The sequence below is a fragment of the Microbacterium sp. JZ101 genome, from assembly GCF_053903175.1.
The window spans coordinates 2358941-2375652 of the sequence record NZ_CP096400.1 but is presented as its reverse complement, the minus strand read 5'-3'; the positions used below and the strand labels follow the sequence as shown (position 1 = coordinate 2375652).

General features: G+C 71.3%; 17 protein-coding genes. 11 read left to right on the top strand and 6 right to left on the bottom strand.

The annotated features are described in order from the left end of the window. Positions 1 to 128 precede the first annotated feature (128 nt). Positions 129 to 743 (top strand): hypothetical protein, encoded by a 615-nt coding sequence (locus M1D56_RS11065; RefSeq protein WP_271172793.1) that lies wholly within the window; start codon positions 129 to 131, stop codon positions 741 to 743. A 4-nt stretch (positions 744 to 747) separates the two neighbouring features. Here M1D56_RS11065 and M1D56_RS11060 read toward each other — a convergent pair whose 3' ends face one another. Then, positions 748 to 1011, bottom strand: a complete 264-nt coding sequence (locus tag M1D56_RS11060; RefSeq protein ID WP_271172792.1) for a helix-turn-helix domain-containing protein — start codon at positions 1009 to 1011, stop codon at positions 748 to 750. Positions 1012 to 1109: 98 nt separating this feature from the next. On the opposite strand from M1D56_RS11060, the gene M1D56_RS11055 reads away from it, so the two are divergent. From M1D56_RS11055 to M1D56_RS11045, 3 genes are read left to right on the top strand one after another with little or no spacing between them, the layout of a single operon-like run. Next, positions 1110 to 1766 carry an SAF domain-containing protein gene (locus tag M1D56_RS11055; RefSeq protein WP_456283608.1) on the top strand — a complete coding sequence of 219 codons (657 nt, stop codon included), beginning with the start codon at positions 1110 to 1112 and terminating at the stop codon, positions 1764 to 1766. Further along, complete coding sequence (locus M1D56_RS11050) at positions 1763 to 3061, top strand: AAA family ATPase (protein WP_456283607.1); 1299 nt, start codon at positions 1763 to 1765, stop codon at positions 3059 to 3061. Before M1D56_RS11055 ends, M1D56_RS11050 begins: the two co-directional genes overlap by 4 nt. A gap of 9 nt (positions 3062 to 3070) precedes the next feature. Next, positions 3071 to 4564, top strand: a complete 1494-nt coding sequence (locus M1D56_RS11045) for a sensor histidine kinase (RefSeq protein WP_271172789.1) — start codon at positions 3071 to 3073, stop codon at positions 4562 to 4564. A 108-nt stretch (positions 4565 to 4672) separates the two neighbouring features. On the opposite strand, the gene M1D56_RS11040 is transcribed toward M1D56_RS11045, so the two are convergent. Next, complete coding sequence (locus tag M1D56_RS11040) at positions 4673 to 4921, bottom strand: WhiB family transcriptional regulator (protein ID WP_271172788.1); 249 nt, start codon at positions 4919 to 4921, stop codon at positions 4673 to 4675. A gap of 222 nt (positions 4922 to 5143) precedes the next feature. Between M1D56_RS11040 and M1D56_RS11035 the strand changes: the two genes are divergently transcribed. Beyond that, positions 5144 to 5539, top strand: a complete 396-nt coding sequence (locus M1D56_RS11035) for a histidine kinase (protein WP_456283606.1) — start codon at positions 5144 to 5146, stop codon at positions 5537 to 5539. On the opposite strand, the gene M1D56_RS11030 is transcribed toward M1D56_RS11035, so the two are convergent. Genes M1D56_RS11030 through M1D56_RS11020 form a run of 3 tightly spaced genes read right to left on the bottom strand, consistent with a single transcriptional unit; the run spans position 5515 to position 7000 of the window. Then, positions 5515 to 6270, bottom strand: coding sequence for an EI24 domain-containing protein (locus tag M1D56_RS11030; RefSeq protein ID WP_456283605.1), 756 nt, complete (start codon positions 6268 to 6270; stop codon positions 5515 to 5517). The two genes, M1D56_RS11035 and M1D56_RS11030, sit on opposite strands and share 25 nt — an antisense overlap. 34 nt (positions 6271 to 6304) lie before the next feature. Further along, positions 6305 to 6514 carry a helix-turn-helix domain-containing protein gene (locus M1D56_RS11025; RefSeq protein WP_271172785.1) on the bottom strand — a complete coding sequence of 70 codons (210 nt, stop codon included), beginning with the start codon at positions 6512 to 6514 and terminating at the stop codon, positions 6305 to 6307. Then, on the bottom strand, positions 6515 to 7000 hold the full coding sequence (locus M1D56_RS11020) for a DUF2975 domain-containing protein (protein ID WP_324014303.1): 486 nt from the start codon (positions 6998 to 7000) through the stop codon (positions 6515 to 6517). It lies immediately after the preceding gene. A 180-nt stretch (positions 7001 to 7180) separates the two neighbouring features. On the opposite strand from M1D56_RS11020, the gene M1D56_RS11015 reads away from it, so the two are divergent. From M1D56_RS11015 to M1D56_RS10990, 6 genes are all read left to right on the top strand, one after another. Beyond that, positions 7181 to 9706, top strand: coding sequence for an ATP-dependent Clp protease ATP-binding subunit (locus M1D56_RS11015; protein ID WP_324014304.1), 2526 nt, complete (start codon positions 7181 to 7183; stop codon positions 9704 to 9706). Between the two features lie 223 nt (positions 9707 to 9929). Then, positions 9930 to 11006, top strand: coding sequence for a 3-deoxy-7-phosphoheptulonate synthase (locus tag M1D56_RS11010; protein WP_324014305.1), 1077 nt, complete (start codon positions 9930 to 9932; stop codon positions 11004 to 11006). Between the two features lie 9 nt (positions 11007 to 11015). Next, on the top strand, positions 11016 to 11963 hold the full coding sequence (locus tag M1D56_RS11005; RefSeq protein WP_455970053.1) for a nucleoside hydrolase: 948 nt from the start codon (positions 11016 to 11018) through the stop codon (positions 11961 to 11963). Between the two features lie 282 nt (positions 11964 to 12245). Further along, positions 12246 to 13247 (top strand): ABC transporter permease, encoded by a 1002-nt coding sequence (locus M1D56_RS11000; RefSeq protein ID WP_456283604.1) that lies wholly within the window; start codon positions 12246 to 12248, stop codon positions 13245 to 13247. A gap of 10 nt (positions 13248 to 13257) precedes the next feature. Continuing rightward, a complete protein-coding gene (locus M1D56_RS10995; protein ID WP_271172779.1) occupies positions 13258 to 14223 on the top strand; it encodes a carbohydrate ABC transporter permease in 966 nt (321 codons plus the stop codon). A gap of 28 nt (positions 14224 to 14251) precedes the next feature. Next, positions 14252 to 16015 carry a type 2 periplasmic-binding domain-containing protein gene (locus tag M1D56_RS10990; protein WP_324014308.1) on the top strand — a complete coding sequence of 588 codons (1764 nt, stop codon included), beginning with the start codon at positions 14252 to 14254 and terminating at the stop codon, positions 16013 to 16015. 71 nt (positions 16016 to 16086) lie between these two features. Here M1D56_RS10990 and M1D56_RS10985 read toward each other — a convergent pair whose 3' ends face one another. After that, entirely contained in the window at positions 16087 to 16689 is a 603-nt protein-coding gene (locus tag M1D56_RS10985; RefSeq protein ID WP_456283603.1) for a DUF624 domain-containing protein, read from the bottom strand. Positions 16690 to 16712 lie beyond the last annotated feature (23 nt).

The following is a 16712-nucleotide window of genomic DNA, read 5'->3' as shown; positions in this document are numbered from 1 at the left end:
CAGCCTCATTCCGGTCGGGGAGAAGGGTTGCCCGAGTGAACCAGCACGCCCGCGCGGCCGGGAACCCCGCATACATGCCTGTGGAGAGCGGATGACGCGGCCGCGCGCTTTCCCCTACGCTCTCGCAAATGCGCTGGGATCGCTTCTTCGAGGACCTGGAGGACCAGCTCGCGGCCGAGTGGGAGGCCGAGCGGGCCGCGCTGGACTCCGAGGCCGAGCGGCTGCGCGTGTCCCGCCTCGCCCTCCGCGAGCGCCTCGTGGCGTTCGCGCAGTCGGCGGCCTCGCCCCTGTCGATCGAGCTGCGCGACGGATCGTCGCTGGAGGCGTCGGTCACCTCGGTCGGGGCGGACTGGATGGCCGTTCGCCCGCTCCGCGCGCACGGCGCGGCGGAGAGCGCGGTGCTCGTGCCGCTCCCGGCCATCCGCTCGATCGGCGCGGCGCAGGGCGAGCTCCTGCGCAGCGCCCGCCCGACCGAGCCCGAGAGCCGCCTCGCGCAGCGGGTCACCTTCGGGTTCGCTCTGCGCGACCTCGCGCGGCGCAGGGCCGCCGTGGCGATCGGCGTCGTGTCGGGGCGCGCGCTGTCGGGCACGATCGACCGCGTCGGCGCCGATCACCTCGACCTGGCGCTGCACGACCCCGATTCGCCCCGCCGCTCCGCCGCGGTCACGGCGTTCCGCATCGTGTCGTTCGAGGCCGTCGCCTGGGTGCGCGTGGCGGCCGCGGTCGGCGTCGTCGCGCCGTGAGCCGTCAGGGGCGCCGACGGCCCCAGAGCTCGGGGAAGCTCGCCTCGTTCGACTCCCGCCACAGGGCCATCCGCCGCGTCTCCTCGTGCTGGTCCTCGAGGTACTCGTCGACGCTGAGCTGCTCGATGCGCCAGCGCGCGGGCGAGCCGAGTCGCGCGCCGCGGAGTCGTCCGGCGTGGACGAGCTCGACGACCTCGTCCGCCTCGATGCCCAGCAGCTCGGCGACCTGAGCGGGCGCGAGGTAGCGCACGTCGGAGTTGTCGGGCATGGCCCCATTATGGGCAGGGGCGGGTCTCCGGGGACCCGGACGCGCCATCCTGTGGATAACTTTCTCAGGCGTCGCGCCGATTCGGACAGCATGGGCTCATGACCACGACGACCCCGATCCGCGACGTCGCCGCCCTCGCCCCCGTTCCGCGTCGCCGGCGCGTGTTCTGGGGCGACGCGCGGTTCTTCATCGGCCTCGCCCTCATCGTCGCGTCGATCGCCGGGGTCTGGTGGGTTGTGTCGGCTGCCCGGCAGACCGCGCCCGTGCTCGCCGCCGAGACGACGATCGTCCCGGGGGAGGCGGTGACCGCGGGCGATCTCGAGGTCGTCGACGTCGCCCTGGGCGGCGCGGAGGACGCCTACCTCGCGCCTCACGAGCTCGCGGAGGGGTACGTCGCGACGCGCACGATCGAGGCCGGCGAGCTCGTCCCCTCGTCGGCGGTGACGCCGGCCGACGAGGCGGCGGTCACGACCGTCGTCGTCGAGAGCGCCGTCGACGTGCCGTCGTCGGTCGGGGAGGGCACGGCGGTCGAGCTCTGGGCGGCGCCCCTCCTCGAGCAGGGGGTCTACGACGAGCCGCGCATCCTCGTCGCGGACGCGACGGTCGCCGCCGTGCTCCGCGACGACGCCGTGATGGGCGCGGCAGGAGCGTCGATCGAGCTCGTGATCGACCGGGCGCGCGTCGCCGACGTGCTCGCGGCGGTGTCCTCGGGCGCCGCGCTCTCGGCCGTCCCGCAGTCCGGAGCCGGATCGTGAACGTCGTCGTGGCGCTCGACGAGCCGCGCGGGTCGGCTCTCGCCGAGGCCCTCGAGGACGAGGGCCTCTCGGTCATCGCGACCTGGCCGTCCGAGACGATCGCCCGCTCGCTCGGCGATCCGACGGCCGAGGCCTGGGACGTCCTGCGCTCCGCCGAGGCGCTCGTCCTGCCGGCGTCCCGCGCGGCGCTCACGCACGGCGTGGTGGGCGCCTGCGACCGGCACGGCGTCCGCATCGTGCCGCTGGGCGAACGCGCGGGCGAGGTGCGCCTCGCGCGCGCGTTCGGCCTCGCCGATCCGCTGCCCCTCGCGGCGGAGGGCTGGCGCGTGGCCGAGGCCATCCGGAGCGGATCCCTGGCGGTGCGCGCCGTCGGCGGGGAGCGCGGGCGGGTGGTGGCCGTGTGGGGCGCGCACGGCGCGCCGGGGCGGACGACGGTCGCCATCGAGCTCGCCGTCGAGACCGCGCGCACGCGCGGCCACGTCGCGCTGGTCGACGCGGACACGCACGCGCCCGCGGTCGCCATCGCCCTCGGGCTCGCCGACGAGGGGCCCGGGTTCGCGGCCGCCTGCCGTCAGGCGGAGCTCGGCGGGCTCGACGCCGCGGAGCTCACGCGCCTGAGCCTGCCCGTAGGCGGCGCTGACGGCATCGTCGACGTCCTGCCCGGGCTGAACCGGGCAGCACGGTGGCCCGAGCTGTCGGAGCGGCGCGTGGCGTCGGCTCTCGAGGCGTGCCGCGGATGGGCCGACGTCACGGTCGTCGACACGGCGGCGTCGCTCGAGTCCGACGAGGAGATCATGAGCGACCTCGACGGGCCCCGCCGCAACGCCGCGACGCTCGCGGCCCTCTCGTCGGCAGACGTCGTGGTCGCAGTCGCCGCGGCGGACCCGATCGGGATCGCGCGGTTCCTCCGCGGATACGCGGAGCTGCGCGCGATCGTCGGCGCGACCCCGGTCGTCGTCGCCGTCAACCGCCTGCGCACGGGCCCGCTCGGCATCGACGCCCGCGGCCAGGTCCGGCGCACGCTCGAGCGATTCGGCGGGGTCGACGACGTCTCGTTCCTGCCGCTCGATCCTCGCGCGGCCGACGCCGCCCTCCTCGCGGCGCGCCCCGTCGGAGAGGTCATGCCGCGCTCGGCCCTGGCTCAGGCCGTCCGCCGTCTCGTCGCGCGCGTCGACGGACGCCGCGGCGACGAGGAGGCGGCGCTCATCCCGCTCGGGCGGGAGCGGGGTCGCCGCATCGCGCGCCCGGCGCGGCGAGCGCGCGGACGCGGGGAGGACGGCGCGCGGTCGGCATAGACTCGACGCGTGTCGACCCTCAGCGATCTCGTCTCCGCCCAGGGCCGTTCGAGCGAATCGGATATCGAATGGCTGCACCGTCTCGCCGGCGACGGGCAGCTGCTCGCCGATCTGGCCTCGGCGGACATCGTCTTCTGGGTGCCCACGTCGGACGACTCCTACATCGCGGTCGCGCACACGCGCCCGGGCGGCGCCGCGACGCTCTTCTATCGCGACATCGTCGGAGGCCGCGTCCGACCGCAGTGGCAGGCGCAGGTCCGTGAGGCGTTCCAGACCGCGCAGATCGTCGACTCGTCCTCGCCCGAGTGGTTCGAGGAGACGCCCACGCGCGTGCGCGCCGTGCCGATCGCGATCCGGGAGGACGACGGCCTCCGCGCGATCGGCGTGCTCACGCGCCACACGAACCTCGGCGACGTGCGCACGCCGTCGCGCCAGCAGATCACCTTCAACGACTGCGCCGACGATCTCTTCCGGATGATCGCGACCGGCGACTTCCCCGACCTCTCGGCGCCGACCGGGCCGCGCAGGGGCGCTCCGCGCGCCGCCGACGGGCTCATCCGCCTCGACGTCGACGGCATCGTCACGTTCGCGAGCCCGAACGCCCTGTCGGCGTTCAACCGCATCGGCTTCGCGGAGGAGCTCGAGGGCGAGAACCTCGCCGACGTGACGAGCCAGATCCTGCCGGCGTCTCATGACACCGACGAGCGCCTGCCGATCCTCGTCTCGGGCCGTGCGCCATGGCGCAGCGACATCGAGGCGCGCGGCGTGACCGTGTCGCTGCGTGCGATCCCGCTCAAGGACCACGGCCACCGCACGGGCGCGATCGTCCTGTGCCGCGACGTGAGCGAGCTGCGCAGCCAGGAGCAGGAGCTCATCACGAAGGACGCGACGATCCGCGAGATCCACCACCGCGTCAAGAACAACCTGCAGACGGTCGCCTCGCTGCTGCGGATCCAGGCACGGCGCACGACCTCGGAGGAGGCGCGCGAGTCGCTGCTTCAGGCCATGCAGCGGGTCGCCGCGATCGCCGTCGTGCACGACACGCTGTCGGAGGGGCTCGCGCAGAACGTCGACTTCGACGAGGTGTTCGCGCGCGTGCTGCGCCTCGTCGCGGAGGTGGCGGCCGCGCAGAACACGGTCGCGCACACGCGCACGAAGGGCCGGTTCGGAACGCTCCCCAGCGAGTACGCGACGCCGCTCGCGCTCGCGCTCACCGAGGTCGTCACGAACGCGGTGGAGCACGGGCTCGCGGGGCGCGAGGGCGAGGTCGAGATCGTCGCCGACCGCGACGACACCCGCCTCGAGGTGCGCGTGCGCGACACCGGCAGCGGTCTGCCCGATGGCCAGGTCGGCCGCGGCCTCGGCACGCAGATCGTCCGCACGCTCATCCAGGGAGAGCTCTCCGGGACGATCGACTGGTCGACGATCGACGCGCCGGACACCGCCTTCCACGGCGGGACCGAGGTCACAATCGCGGTTCCCCTGAGGTGGATCCGCAGCTGATCCGGACATGAAGAAGCCCCGCCGAGGCGGGGCTTCTTCAGACGACGGCGCTTGCGGTCAGCTCGCGCGACGGTGCCTCAGGTCAGCTGGCGCGACGGTGCCTTCCGGTCAGCTCGCGCGACGGGCGCGAGCGGCGCGGCGCTTGAGCGCGCGGCGCTCGTCCTCGCTGAGGCCGCCCCAGACGCCCGAGTCCTGGCCGGTCTCGAGGGCGTACTGCAGGCAGATCTCGGTGACCGTGCAGCGAGCGCAGACGGACTTCGCCTTCTCGATCTGGTCGATCGCGGGGCCGGTGTTCCCGACGGGGAAGAACAGCTCGGGGTCGACGGTGAGGCAGGCGGCCTTGTCGCGCCAGTCCATAGGAATGCTCCTTGCGGGGTGGGGTTTCTCAGGGAAAGCACAGCGTGGCAAAACGGGTGGATTACGCTGGATGTGCGACGGACCTGTGCAGGTTCCGCCCCACCACGCTGTGGGAAACACACCGTTAACAATTGTCATACACGCGAGGTTCTCGGGCAAGGGTTTTTTCTGTCCGTTCCCTGATCATGCGTGCGGTGTGAGGCACGGGGAGCGAGGAGAGCCATGGCCACCAGCGCGACCGCACGGACGGCCGCCGTGCTCGTCGGACTCGAGGCGGTGGGCGTGCTCGCCCTCGCCGGCTGGCAGGTGCTCGCGCTCGGCTCGGCGGATGTCGCCTCGATGCCCAGCGCGATCGCCCTCCTCCTGCTCACGCTCGTCGGCGCCCTCGCCGTGGGCGCCTTCGCGCGCGGCATCGCACGGGGCCTGTCCTGGGGACGATCCGGCGCGATCGTCGTGCAGCTGCTCATCATCGCGGTCGCGATCGGCGCCGCGACGGGGGAGTACGCGCATGTCGCCGTCGCCGTCGGCCTCGCGGTCCCGGCCGCGATCGTGCTCGCCGTGCTGCTCTTCGCCGCCCGCGAGGCCGGGCGGGCTCAGCCCCGCGCGCTCGACGACTGAGCGGAGCGCCGCTCGAGGAGCGTGTGCGCGAGGAGCGTGCTGCCGGCGACGGCGGCCGGCATCGCGACGATCGCGCCCAGGGGCACGAGCAGGCACACGTGCGTCGCCATCCCGAATCCCGCGACCCGTGCGCGGGACTCGCGCCGCAGTGCCCGTCGCTCCTGCGCCCCGATGCCCCGCGCAGACAGCGCACGCGCCGTGAGCTCGTCGGAGAGCACCCAGCCGGAGAGCGCGGCTCCGACGACGGCGGCGAGCGGTGCGCCGACCACGGGGACGAACCCGAGCGCGACGCTCGCGACGGCGATCGCGAGCCCGCGGGCGATGAGCGACGCGCTGTCTGCGACCGATCGCCAGAGGCCGTACGCGCTCTCGGGAACGGACCCCGTGCGCGCGGCCTCGACCGAGCGCCAGACCCGGTCGTAGAAGGGCTCGCCCACGAGCAGGGTGAGGGCGGTGAACATCGTCACCGCCACCACGAGTCCGCCCGCGAGCACGGCGGCGCCGATGAGCACGCGCACGAGGATGGTCCAGATCGCGGCCCAGTCCTCCGCCCAGGGAGTGAGGTCCTCGGCGATCGCGGGAAGGAGTGCTCCGAGGGCGATGAGCGCGGCCGCCATCGCCGCGCCGACGATCGCGGCGGGGATGAGCGCGGCCGCCATCACACGCGGATCTCGCCGCCACCAGCCGAACCCCTCCAGCAGCGTGCGCACGCCCGCCCAGAACTCGCTCATGCGTCCATGAAAGCAAACGCCGTGCGCCGCGGGCTCACTCCTCGGGCTCCCAGCGAAGCAGATCGCCCGGCTGGCACTCGAGGGCCTCGCACAGCGCGTCGAGCGTGGCGAAGCGGACGGCCTTGGCGCGTCCGTTCTTGAGCACGGCGAGGTTGGTGGGAGTGATGCCGATCCGCTCGGCGAGCGCGCCGACCGACATCTTCCGGCGGGCGAGCATGACGTCGATGTCCACGATGATCGGCACTCAGATCACCTCGCCGAGCTCGTCCCGCAGGGCCTGCGCCTCGTGCTCGCGCGCGATCGCCTGCCGCAGCAGCGCCTTCATGACGACGACGAGCAGCGCCATCCCCCCGAGGACGAGCGACGCACCGCAGACGAGGCCGACGAGACCCGGGGCCGCGCTGCCCGGGGCGAGGAGGATCGCGAGCGCGAAGGCGAGCAGGGCGGCCGCCGCGATCGCCCCGATGATGACGTCGACGTAGCGGAAGGACGACTCCGAGAAGATCGAGCCGCGCCGGACCCTGGTGAGGAGCTGCCACACGCACACCCCGAAGACCTGCATCGTCGCGACGCCGAGCCCGAGGATGACGACGAAGGCGACCCGCGATGCGGTCTCCACACCCTCGAGGTCGACCCAGATCAGCGGGAGGAGGAACGCCTGCACGACGACCGAGCCGGCAAGGGCGAGGGCGATGACGACGCGCAGGATGAGGATCGTCGCTCTGCTCACGGTCGCTCCGTTCATTGAATCACAGCGGAAATCTATTGATAGTCGTTCGATTGTGCAAGTCGCTCGACAGATTCTCGCGGGCGGGAATAGCGCGCACGGGATCGCGTTGATCTTGATAGACTCCGACTCAAGTTCCATACTTGATAGGGAACGACGCAACTTTCAAGGAGATGCCGGGACATGCCCGAGAACAACTTCCCCCAGGATGGGCCGAGCTCGTTCGACGAGTTCCTCGCGCGCTATCTGCAGGGCGAGCGTGCTCGCGCGAGCCGCTCGATCGATCTCAGCCGCTTCCTCAGCTCGCGCACGCAGGAGCTCCTGCAGCGGGCGGGGCGCTACGCCCTCGGTCGCGGGCAGCTCGAGCTCGACGCGCTGCACGTCCTCCACGTGCTCGTCGGCGACCCGACCGTCGCCGACGCGATCTCGCGCGTCGGCGGAGACCCCGAGGCGATCGCACGGGAGGCTGAGGAGCGCCTTCCGCGCGAGGGTGCCTCGGCCCACGTCGACGCCGCCGCGGTGACGGCGGCCGTGCAGCGGGCGCTGTTCCACGCGTTCCAGGTGGCGCGCTCGTCTGGCTCGACCTATGTGGACCCCGAGCACCTCTTCTTCGCCCTCGTGCTCGCACAGGACACGCCCGCCGGGCAGATCCTCGCACGCTCGGGCGTGACCGCGGAGGCCCTCACCCAGGGCGCGCGCGAGAGCGTGGACCCGCAGGCCGCGCCCGAGCAGGGCGCAGGGCGGACCGCGGGCGGATCGATGCTCGAGAAGTACGGCACCGACCTCACGGCGCTCGCGCGGGACGGCGCGCTCGACCCGGTCATCGGCCGCGCCGACGAGATCGAGCAGACGATCGAGATCCTCTCGCGCCGGACGAAGAACAACCCCGTGCTCGTGGGCGAGGCCGGCGTCGGCAAGACCGCCGTCGTCGAGGGCCTCGCGTCCGCCATCGTCGCGGGAGCCGTTCCGGAGCAGCTGCGGAACCGCCGGGTCGTCGCACTCGACCTCCCCGCGATGCTCGCGGGCACGCGCTACCGCGGCGACTTCGAGGAGCGCCTGACGAAGACGATGGAGGAGGTCGCCGCGCAGAAGGGCGAGCTCATCCTCTTCATCGACGAGATCCACACCCTCGTGGGCGCCGGCGGCGGGGGAGAGGGAGCCATGGACGCGGGCAACATCCTCAAGCCGCGTCTCGCTCGCGGCGACCTGCACCTCGTCGGCGCGACGACGCTCTCCGAGTACCGCAAGATCGAGAAGGACGCCGCGCTCGAGCGCCGCTTCCAGCCCGTGCGGGTCGGCGAGCCGTCGCCCGCGGACGCGATCGCGATCCTCGAGGGGCTCCGCCCGGCGTACGAGGAGCACCACCGTGTCACCTACACCGACGACGCGCTGCGGGCGGCCGTCGAGCTGAGCGACCGCTATCTGTCCGACCGCGTGCTGCCGGACAAGGCGATCGACCTCATCGACCAGGCCGGCGCCCGGGTGCGGCTGCGTCTGGGCGCTCCCGTCGACACGCAGGAGCTCGTCGCGCGTCTCGCCGAGCTCGAGGCGGAGAAGAACGCCGCGGTGTCTGCCGAGCACTACGAGGAGGCCTCCCGCATCCGCGACGAGATCGCGACCGTGCAGGCGCGCCTCGCCGACGCCACCTCGGCCGACGGGGCCGGGCGCGCGATCGTCGACGAGCCCGAGATCGCGGCCGTCATCAGCCGCGCCACCGGGATCCCCGTGAACCGCCTCACCGAGAGCGAGCGCGAGCGTCTCGCCGGCCTCGAGGAGGAGCTGCACGCCCGCGTGATCGGCCAGGACGATGCGGTGACGGCGGTCGCCAAGGCCGTCCGCCGCAGTCGCACGGGCATGGGCGACGCCCGCCGCCCGGTCGGGTCGTTCCTCTTCCTCGGGCCGACCGGCGTCGGGAAGACCGAGCTGGCGAAGGCGCTCGCGGCGAGCCTGTTCGACGACGAGAGCGCCGTGGTGCGCTTCGACATGAGCGAGTTCGGCGAGCGGCACACCGTCTCGCGCCTCGTCGGGGCCCCTCCGGGATACGTCGGATACGACGAGGCCGGTCAGCTCACGGAGCGCGTGCGGCGCAACCCGTACTCGATCGTGCTCTTCGACGAGATCGAGAAGGCGCACCCCGACGTGTTCAACCTGCTCCTGCAGGTGCTCGACGACGGGCGGCTCACCGACGGGCAGGGGCGCACCGTCGACTTCCGCAACACGGTCGTCGTGATGACCTCGAACCTCGGCTCGGAGTTCCTGACCTCGCGCTCGGGCGCGATCGGCTTCTCGGCCGCGGGGCGCGAGTTCGACGAGAAGGATCTGCGCGATCGCGTGATGGGGCGTCTGCGCGAGTCGATGCGCCCCGAGTTCCTCAACCGCATCGACGAGATCGTGCTCTTCCGCAAGCTCGACGAGCAGCAGCTCGCGCAGATCGTGCACCTGCTGCTGGGGGCGACCCGCGCGCGGCTGGCCGCGCGCGATATCGCCCTCGAGGCGACCGATGCCGCGGTGGCGTGGCTCGCCCGCAACGGGTACGAGCCCGAGTTCGGCGCTCGGCCGCTGCGCCGTCTCATCCAGCGCGAGGTGGACGACCGCATCGCGGATCTGCTCGTGACGGGGGAGCTCGCGGACGGCGGCTCGGTCACGGTCGATGCGATCGACGACGGTCTCGTCGTCCGTGCGGAGCGGATGGCTCCGGCAGCCGCGTGAGAGATCGGAGGGCGGACGGGGCGACCCGCCCGCCCTCCGTGCACTAGAGTGGCGGCATGACAACCCGTTGGTATGCGTATGACGAGTCGGCTCCGGAGGGGCCGTCGCGGATGTAGCGTGCCGACACCTCCAGAGCCGACAGGGCAGAGCGATCGCTCTGCCCTTCGCCGTTTCGGCGGGCTCTGCGCAAGAGGGTCCGCCCCGACCAGGGACAGGACCTGCCATGGACACCATCGAGGCCGCATCCGACATCCACGTCGCCTCGTTCACGACCCTCCCGAGCCCCGCTGAGATCGCCGCAGAGCTGCCCGGCGCCGACAGCGCCCCCTTCGTCGGCGCCGCGCGCGAGGCCGTCCGCTCGGTGATGACCGGAGACGATCCCCGCCTGCTCGTCGTCGTCGGCCCGTGCTCGATCCACGACCCGGCCGCGGGGCTCGACTACGCCGCGCGGCTCGCGGAGGAGGCCCGACGCCACGACGAGGATCTCCTCGTCGTCATGCGGACCTACTTCGAGAAGCCCCGCACGACGGTCGGCTGGAAGGGCCTCATCAACGATCCGCACCTCGACGGAAGCCATGACATCGCGACCGGACTGCGTCTCGCCCGCCGCTTCCTCCGCGACGTCACGGCGCTCGGTCTGCCCTGCGCGACCGAGTTCCTCGAGCCGATCAGCCCGCAGTACATCGCCGACCTCGTCACGTGGGGAGCGATCGGCGCGCGCACGACCGAGAGTCAGATCCACCGACAGCTCGCCTCCGGCCTGTCCATGCCGATCGGGTTCAAGAACGGGATGGACGGCGGCATCCAGGTGGCGATCGATGCGGCCCGGGCGGCGGCCGCACCGCAGGCGTTCCTCGGAATCGGCGCGGACGGCCGCGCGAGTCTCGTCGCGACGACCGGCAACCCCGACACCTCGGTGATCCTGCGCGGAGGGGCGGACGGCCCGAACCACGGCCCCGAGCACGTGCAGGCCGCGGCCTCGCGCCTCGCAGCTGCCGGTCTCGCGCCGCGTCTCGTCGTCGACGCGAGCCACGGGAACAGCGGGAAGGACCACGTGCGGCAGTTCGCGGTGGCCGGCGAGATCGCCGAGCAGGTCGCCGCGGGCGGCGCGATCGCGGGTGTCATGCTCGAGAGCAATCTCGTCGCGGGCGCGCAGCCGCTGGACGTCGCCCGCGGACCCGCCGGGCTCGTCTACGGTCAGAGCGTCACGGACGCATGCCTGTCCTGGGAGACCACGGTCGACGCGCTCGGCCTGCTGGCGGCAGCCGCGCGCGCGAGGCGGGGCGGACGCGCCGGGTAGGCTCGAGCGGTGACGACCAAGATCGTGCTCGACGTCGACACCGGCATCGACGACGCCCTGGCCATCCTCACGGCGTGCCGGGCGCCCGAGATCGAGCTGCTCGCGTGCACGGCGACCTGGGGCAACATCGATGTCGCGCAGGCCGCGCGGAACACCGCGTACGTGCTCGACATCGCGGGGCGCTCCGACGTCCCGGTTGCCGCGGGGGCCGCCGGTCCGTATGACGGGACGGCGCCGGAGTTCTCGACGGCGGTCCACGGTGCCGATGGGCAGGGCGGCAGGGCGGACCTCGATTTCGCGCCGGTCCTCGCGCGCGAGAGCGCGGTCGATCTGCTGCTGCGGCTCAGCCGCGAGCACGCGCACGAGCTCGAGATCGTCGCGGTCGGGCCGCTCACGAACCTCGCGCTCGCCCTGGATGCGGATCCCGATCTTCCGTCCCGCGTGCGCGCCGTGACGATCATGGGCGGCGCGTCGTTCGTCCCCGGCAACGTCACCCCGGGGGCCGAGGCGAACATCTGGCACGATCCCGAGGCGGCCCAGCGCGTGTTCGACGCCGCGTGGCCCGTCACGATGGTGGGCCTCGACGTCACGATGCGCACGCTCCTCACCGAGGAGCATCGCGCGCGCCTCGCCGCGGGCGGCCGCGCTGGGCGCTACGCAGCAGACATCCTCGACCACTACTTCGGGTACTACGCGCAGGTGACCGGCGAGCGCACCTCGGCGAACCACGACGCGCTCGCGGTCGCGGTCGGGTGCGGGCTCGTGTCGACCGTCGTCGCACCCGTCGTGCACGTCGAGGTCGACACGACGCACGGTCCGAGCCGCGGTCGCACGGTGGCCGATCTGCGCGGCATGTGGCGCGGATGGCCCGAGGTCGACGGCGCGCGCCATCGGGTCGTGCTCGAGGTCGAGCCGGGCTTCGAGGACCGGATGGTGGATCTCATCGCGAGCGCCTGACCGCGCGCTCCGCAGCCTGCCGCACCCCCGCTTCGGGCGGTTTCGCGGAGCGCTTCGACAAATGGCGGTCGATCCGGGCCAGGGCTGCGACGTCGCCTCGCACCGCGAATCCCGCGTGATTCCGGGCTTGATCGCGCCTACCGTGTGCGCTCGCCACATTTCCCCTTGACGCCCGCGACGTCTCTGCGTAGCTTTATCGAAGCGATTCGACTGATTCTCGGAAGAGGGCACGTCGCGGGTCACACGAAGGAGTGAGATGAGCCGGTGCAGAGGAGGCGCGCGATGAGCGTGCTCACGGAGGTCGGAAGCGCGGCTCCGGAGACCGCGTCTCTCGCCGCAGGTGCCGGCGGGCCGCGCGGGCGGTCGCGGGCGCGGCGGCGCGGTCGGCGCACGTCGTTCGGGATGTTCCTGTGCATCGTGCCGTTCATGGTGCTGATCTTCCTGTTCTCGTACTTCCCGCTGTACGGGTGGATCTACTCCCTGTACGACTACCGGCCGGCGCTCGGGCTCGCCGGGAGCGAGTTCGTCGGCCTGCAGTGGTTCGAGCTCATGTTCAACTCGCCCGCGCAGATCGCGCAGATCGGGCAGGTGCTCACCAACACGCTCGCGATGAGCTTCCTCGGGATCGCGACCTCGGTCCTCCCCGTCGCGTTCGCGATCTTCCTCAACGAGATCAAGGCGCCGTGGTTCCGCAACTCCGTGCAGACGCTCACGACCATGCCGAACTTCATCTCGTGGGTGCTCGTGTACATGATCGCGTTCTCCCTGTTCTCGAGCACGGGGCTCGTGAACGACGTCCTCGTCGACTCCGGCCTCATCACGGCGCCCATGAAGTTCCTCGACTCGGGCGGCGAGGGCGTCTGGATCACGATGACGCTCTGGAGTCTCTGGAAGGGACTCGGATGGGGCGCGATCATCTACCTCGCGGCCATCGCGGGCATCGACCCCTCCCTCTACGAGTCCGCCAAGCTCGACGGCGCCGGCCGCTTCCAGACGATGTGGCACATCACGGTGCCGCAGCTCATGCCGACCTACATCGTCCTGCTCATGCTCTCGATCGCGAACCTGCTCAACAACGGCATGGAGCAGTACTTCGTGTTCCAGAACGCCTTCAACAAGGAGCACATCGAGGTGCTCGACCTGTACGTCTACAACATCGGCCTGACCGGCAACAACCTGTCGATGGCGACCGCCGTCGGCATGCTCAAGAGCGTGATCTCCGTGGTCCTGCTCTTCACCGTCAACGCCATCGCCAAGCGCACGCGCGGCTCGTCGATCATCTGAGGCAGCGAACATGACCGTCACCGAGACATCCGCACTCGTCGCGCCCGGCCTCGCGCCCGATCGACGCGCGCCCCGCACCGGCAGCAGGTCGGCCGGCGACCTCGCGTTCCACATCCTGAACTACGCGATGTTCACGGTGCTCGCGATCCTCTGCGCGTACCCCTTCTACTACCTCATCATCAACTCGGTCAGTGCGAACGACGCCTCGGCTCTGGGCGATGTGCGGCTCTTCCCCGTCGGGTTCCACCTGGAGAACTACGCCGAGATCTTCCAGCTCAAGGGACTCGCGACCTCCGCGGCGGTCACCGTCGCGCGCACGGTCCTCGGCACGGCGGCGACCGTGCTCGCGTCGGCCTTCCTCGGCTTCATGTTCACGCAGGAGCGGATGTGGGGCCGCAGCTTCTGGTACCGGTTCACGGTCGTGACGATGTACTTCAGCGCGGGGCTCATCCCGGTCTTCATCATCGTCAAGGCGCTGGGGCTCACGAACAACTTCTGGGTCTACGTCCTGCCGTTCGTCGTCCAGCCGTTCAACATCATCCTCGTCAAGACCTACGTCGAGTCGATGCCGCGCTCGCTGCAGGAGGCGGCGGAGGTCGACGGCGCGAACATCCTGCAGGTGTTCTTCCGGGTCTACCTCCAGAACATGACCCCGATCCTCGCGACCGTCGCCATCTTCTCCGCCGTCGCCCAGTGGAACATGTTCCAGGACACCCTGATCTACATCACCGACCAGAGCCTGTACACGCTGCAGTACCAGCTGTACATGTTCCTCAATCAGGCGTCGTCGCTCGCCCAGGCGGCGCAGAACGCGGGCGGCGACCTCAGCGCGATCGCGGGTGCCGCGACGACGCAGACGGCGACCTCGATCCGCATGACCATCTCGGTGATCGTCGTGCTCCCGATCATCTTCATCTACCCGCTCTTCCAGCGGTTCTTCGTCAAGGGCATCATGCTCGGCGCCGTCAAGGGCTGACGGCCGGGCTCAGAGGAAAGGACAGGCAATGAAGCTCACCAGACTGGCCGCGGGAGTCGCGGTCGGATCCCTCGCGGTCGCGTCGCTCGCGGGCTGCTCCCTCATCACGGGCGAGCAGCCGTCCGATGCGCAGGACTCGGGCAGCGGGAGCTTCCCCGAGGCCTGGGAGGAGACGATCACGATCGACGTCTTCGACGGCCTCGCGAACTACATGGGCGTGCAGAGCGGATGGTTCGCGAAGATCGTCAAGGACAAGTTCAACATGGAGCTCAACATCATCGCCCCCAACGTCGCGGGCGGAGGCGACACGCTCTACAACACCCGCGTCTCGGCGGGCGATCTCGGCGACCTCATCATCACGGACAAGGGGGAGAAGCTCGACGAGCTCATCGAGGGCGGGCTCGTGCTCGACGCGGGCGGGTACTACGACCGGATGGAGCACGCGCCCCGGTTCGACGCCGCGGTCGACAAGCTCAACGAGGGGAAGGACGGCGTCTACGCCTTCCCGACGAGCGTCTCCTCGATCCCTCCGACGGAGTCGTCGGAGGGGCTCGAGCCGACCTTCGGCCCCTACGTCCGGTGGGACTACTACGCGGAGCTCGGCTACCCCGAGGTGGGCACGCTCGAGGACCTCCTCCCGATCCTCGCCGACATGCAGGCCGCGCACCCGACCGCCGAGAACGGGCAGCCCGTCTACGGGCTGTCCCTCTTCAAGGACTGGGACGGCAACTTCATGAACAACGCCAAGCAGCCGGCGACGTTCTACGGGTACGACGAGATGGGCTTCGCGCTGGCGAAGGCCGACGGGTCCGACTACCAGAGCATCATCGACGACGACTCCGCGTACGTGCGCTCGCTGCGCTTCTTCCACGAGGCCAACGAGCTCGGCCTGGTCGACCCCGAGTCGACCACGCAGAACTACGACACGATGTTCACGAAGTACCAGAACGGGCAGGTGCTGTTCTCGTTCTGGCCGTGGCTCGGCCAGTCGGCCTTCAACACGCCGGAGAACACCGCCGAGGGCAAGGGCTTCGGCATGGTGAACATGCAGGACCAGCAGATCTTCTCGTACGGCGCCGAGATCTACGGCGGCAAGCAGGTGCTCGCGATCGGCGCGGACGCGGAGGATCCGGAGCGCATCGCGGCCTTCATCGACTGGCTCTACTCGACAGAGGGCGCGTACGTGAACGGCAGCCAGACGGGCGCCGCCGCCGGACCGCAGGGCCTGACCTGGGAGGTCGGGGCGGACGGCGAGCCCGAGCTCACCGAGTTCGGCATGGAGGCGCTCCTGACCGGGGAGGCCGCTGTTCCGGAGGAATGGGGCGGCGGCACCTACCGAGACGGCGTGTCGGCGCTCAACGTCACGGTCGTGCTGCCCGCCGACGTCGACCCGGACACCGGCTTCCCGTACAGCTACACGTTCTGGCCGAGCTTCCAGGAGACCCAGTCGAACCCATTCACCGAGGACTGGTCGTCGCACATGGACGGCGCGACCTCCACGATGGACTTCCTCGAGACGCACGACCAGATCCTCGTCGCCCCCGGCGGCGGGTACACGTCGCCCCCCGACACGTCGGAGATCGAGACGCTCCGCAACCAGATCAAGGCGCAGATCGTGCAGTACTCATGGCAGATGGTCTTCGCCCGCGACGACGCGGAGTTCGACGCCCTGCTCGACGACCTGCAGACCACGGTCGAGGGGCTCGGCTACGACAAGGTGCTCGCCTTCGACATGGAGAAGGCCGAGGCGCAGAACGACGCGCGCGTCGCGGTGGCCGAGCAGTTCGGCTGACCGTCTCGCACCGGAGGGGCCGGTCGCGCGCATGGCGCGGGACCGGCCCCTCCGGCGCTGCGCGAGCGCGCTCAGCCGTGCCGTGCGAAGGCGCTGCGGAACGCGAAGGCCGCTGCGTAGGCGCCCACCGAGAACCCGATGGTGAGCAGGATGATCCAGAACGGCGGGAGCACGAAGGCCAGGCTCGCGCAGCCCGCGGGGAGCGCGAGGAGGAGGAGGGTGCGCGCCGGCTCCGCCGCCGGGAGGAGGAGCGCGCTGCGCAGGGTCTGGCGCAGGGGCTGCGCATAGCGCGCCACGAGCGCGCAGCCGTAGAGGAAGGCCGCGAAGAGCCACACGGCGCCGAGGAACGAGAGCATGCCCGCGACCGAGCCGAGCACGCTGCCGAGGGCCATCCAGAACACGCCGCTGAAGACCAGCGCAGCGGCCGGGACGCCGAAGACGAGGAGCACGACCGTGCCGCGGGCGGCGTCGCGTGCGAGCGCCGGGAAGAAGTCCGCGAGAGGGCGGCCCTGCTCGTCGTCCGAGTACCGCATCGCGACCTCGAAGAGAGCCGAGGTCGCGGCGCCGATCGTCACGACCGGAAGGCAGGCCACGAGGTACGCGACGTTGAGCCCGACGAACGTGAGGAACGTCGAGAGGCCGCTCAGGGCCCTGCCTTCGGGGTCGAGCTTCATCGCGGATCGGCCTCTCCTCGGGG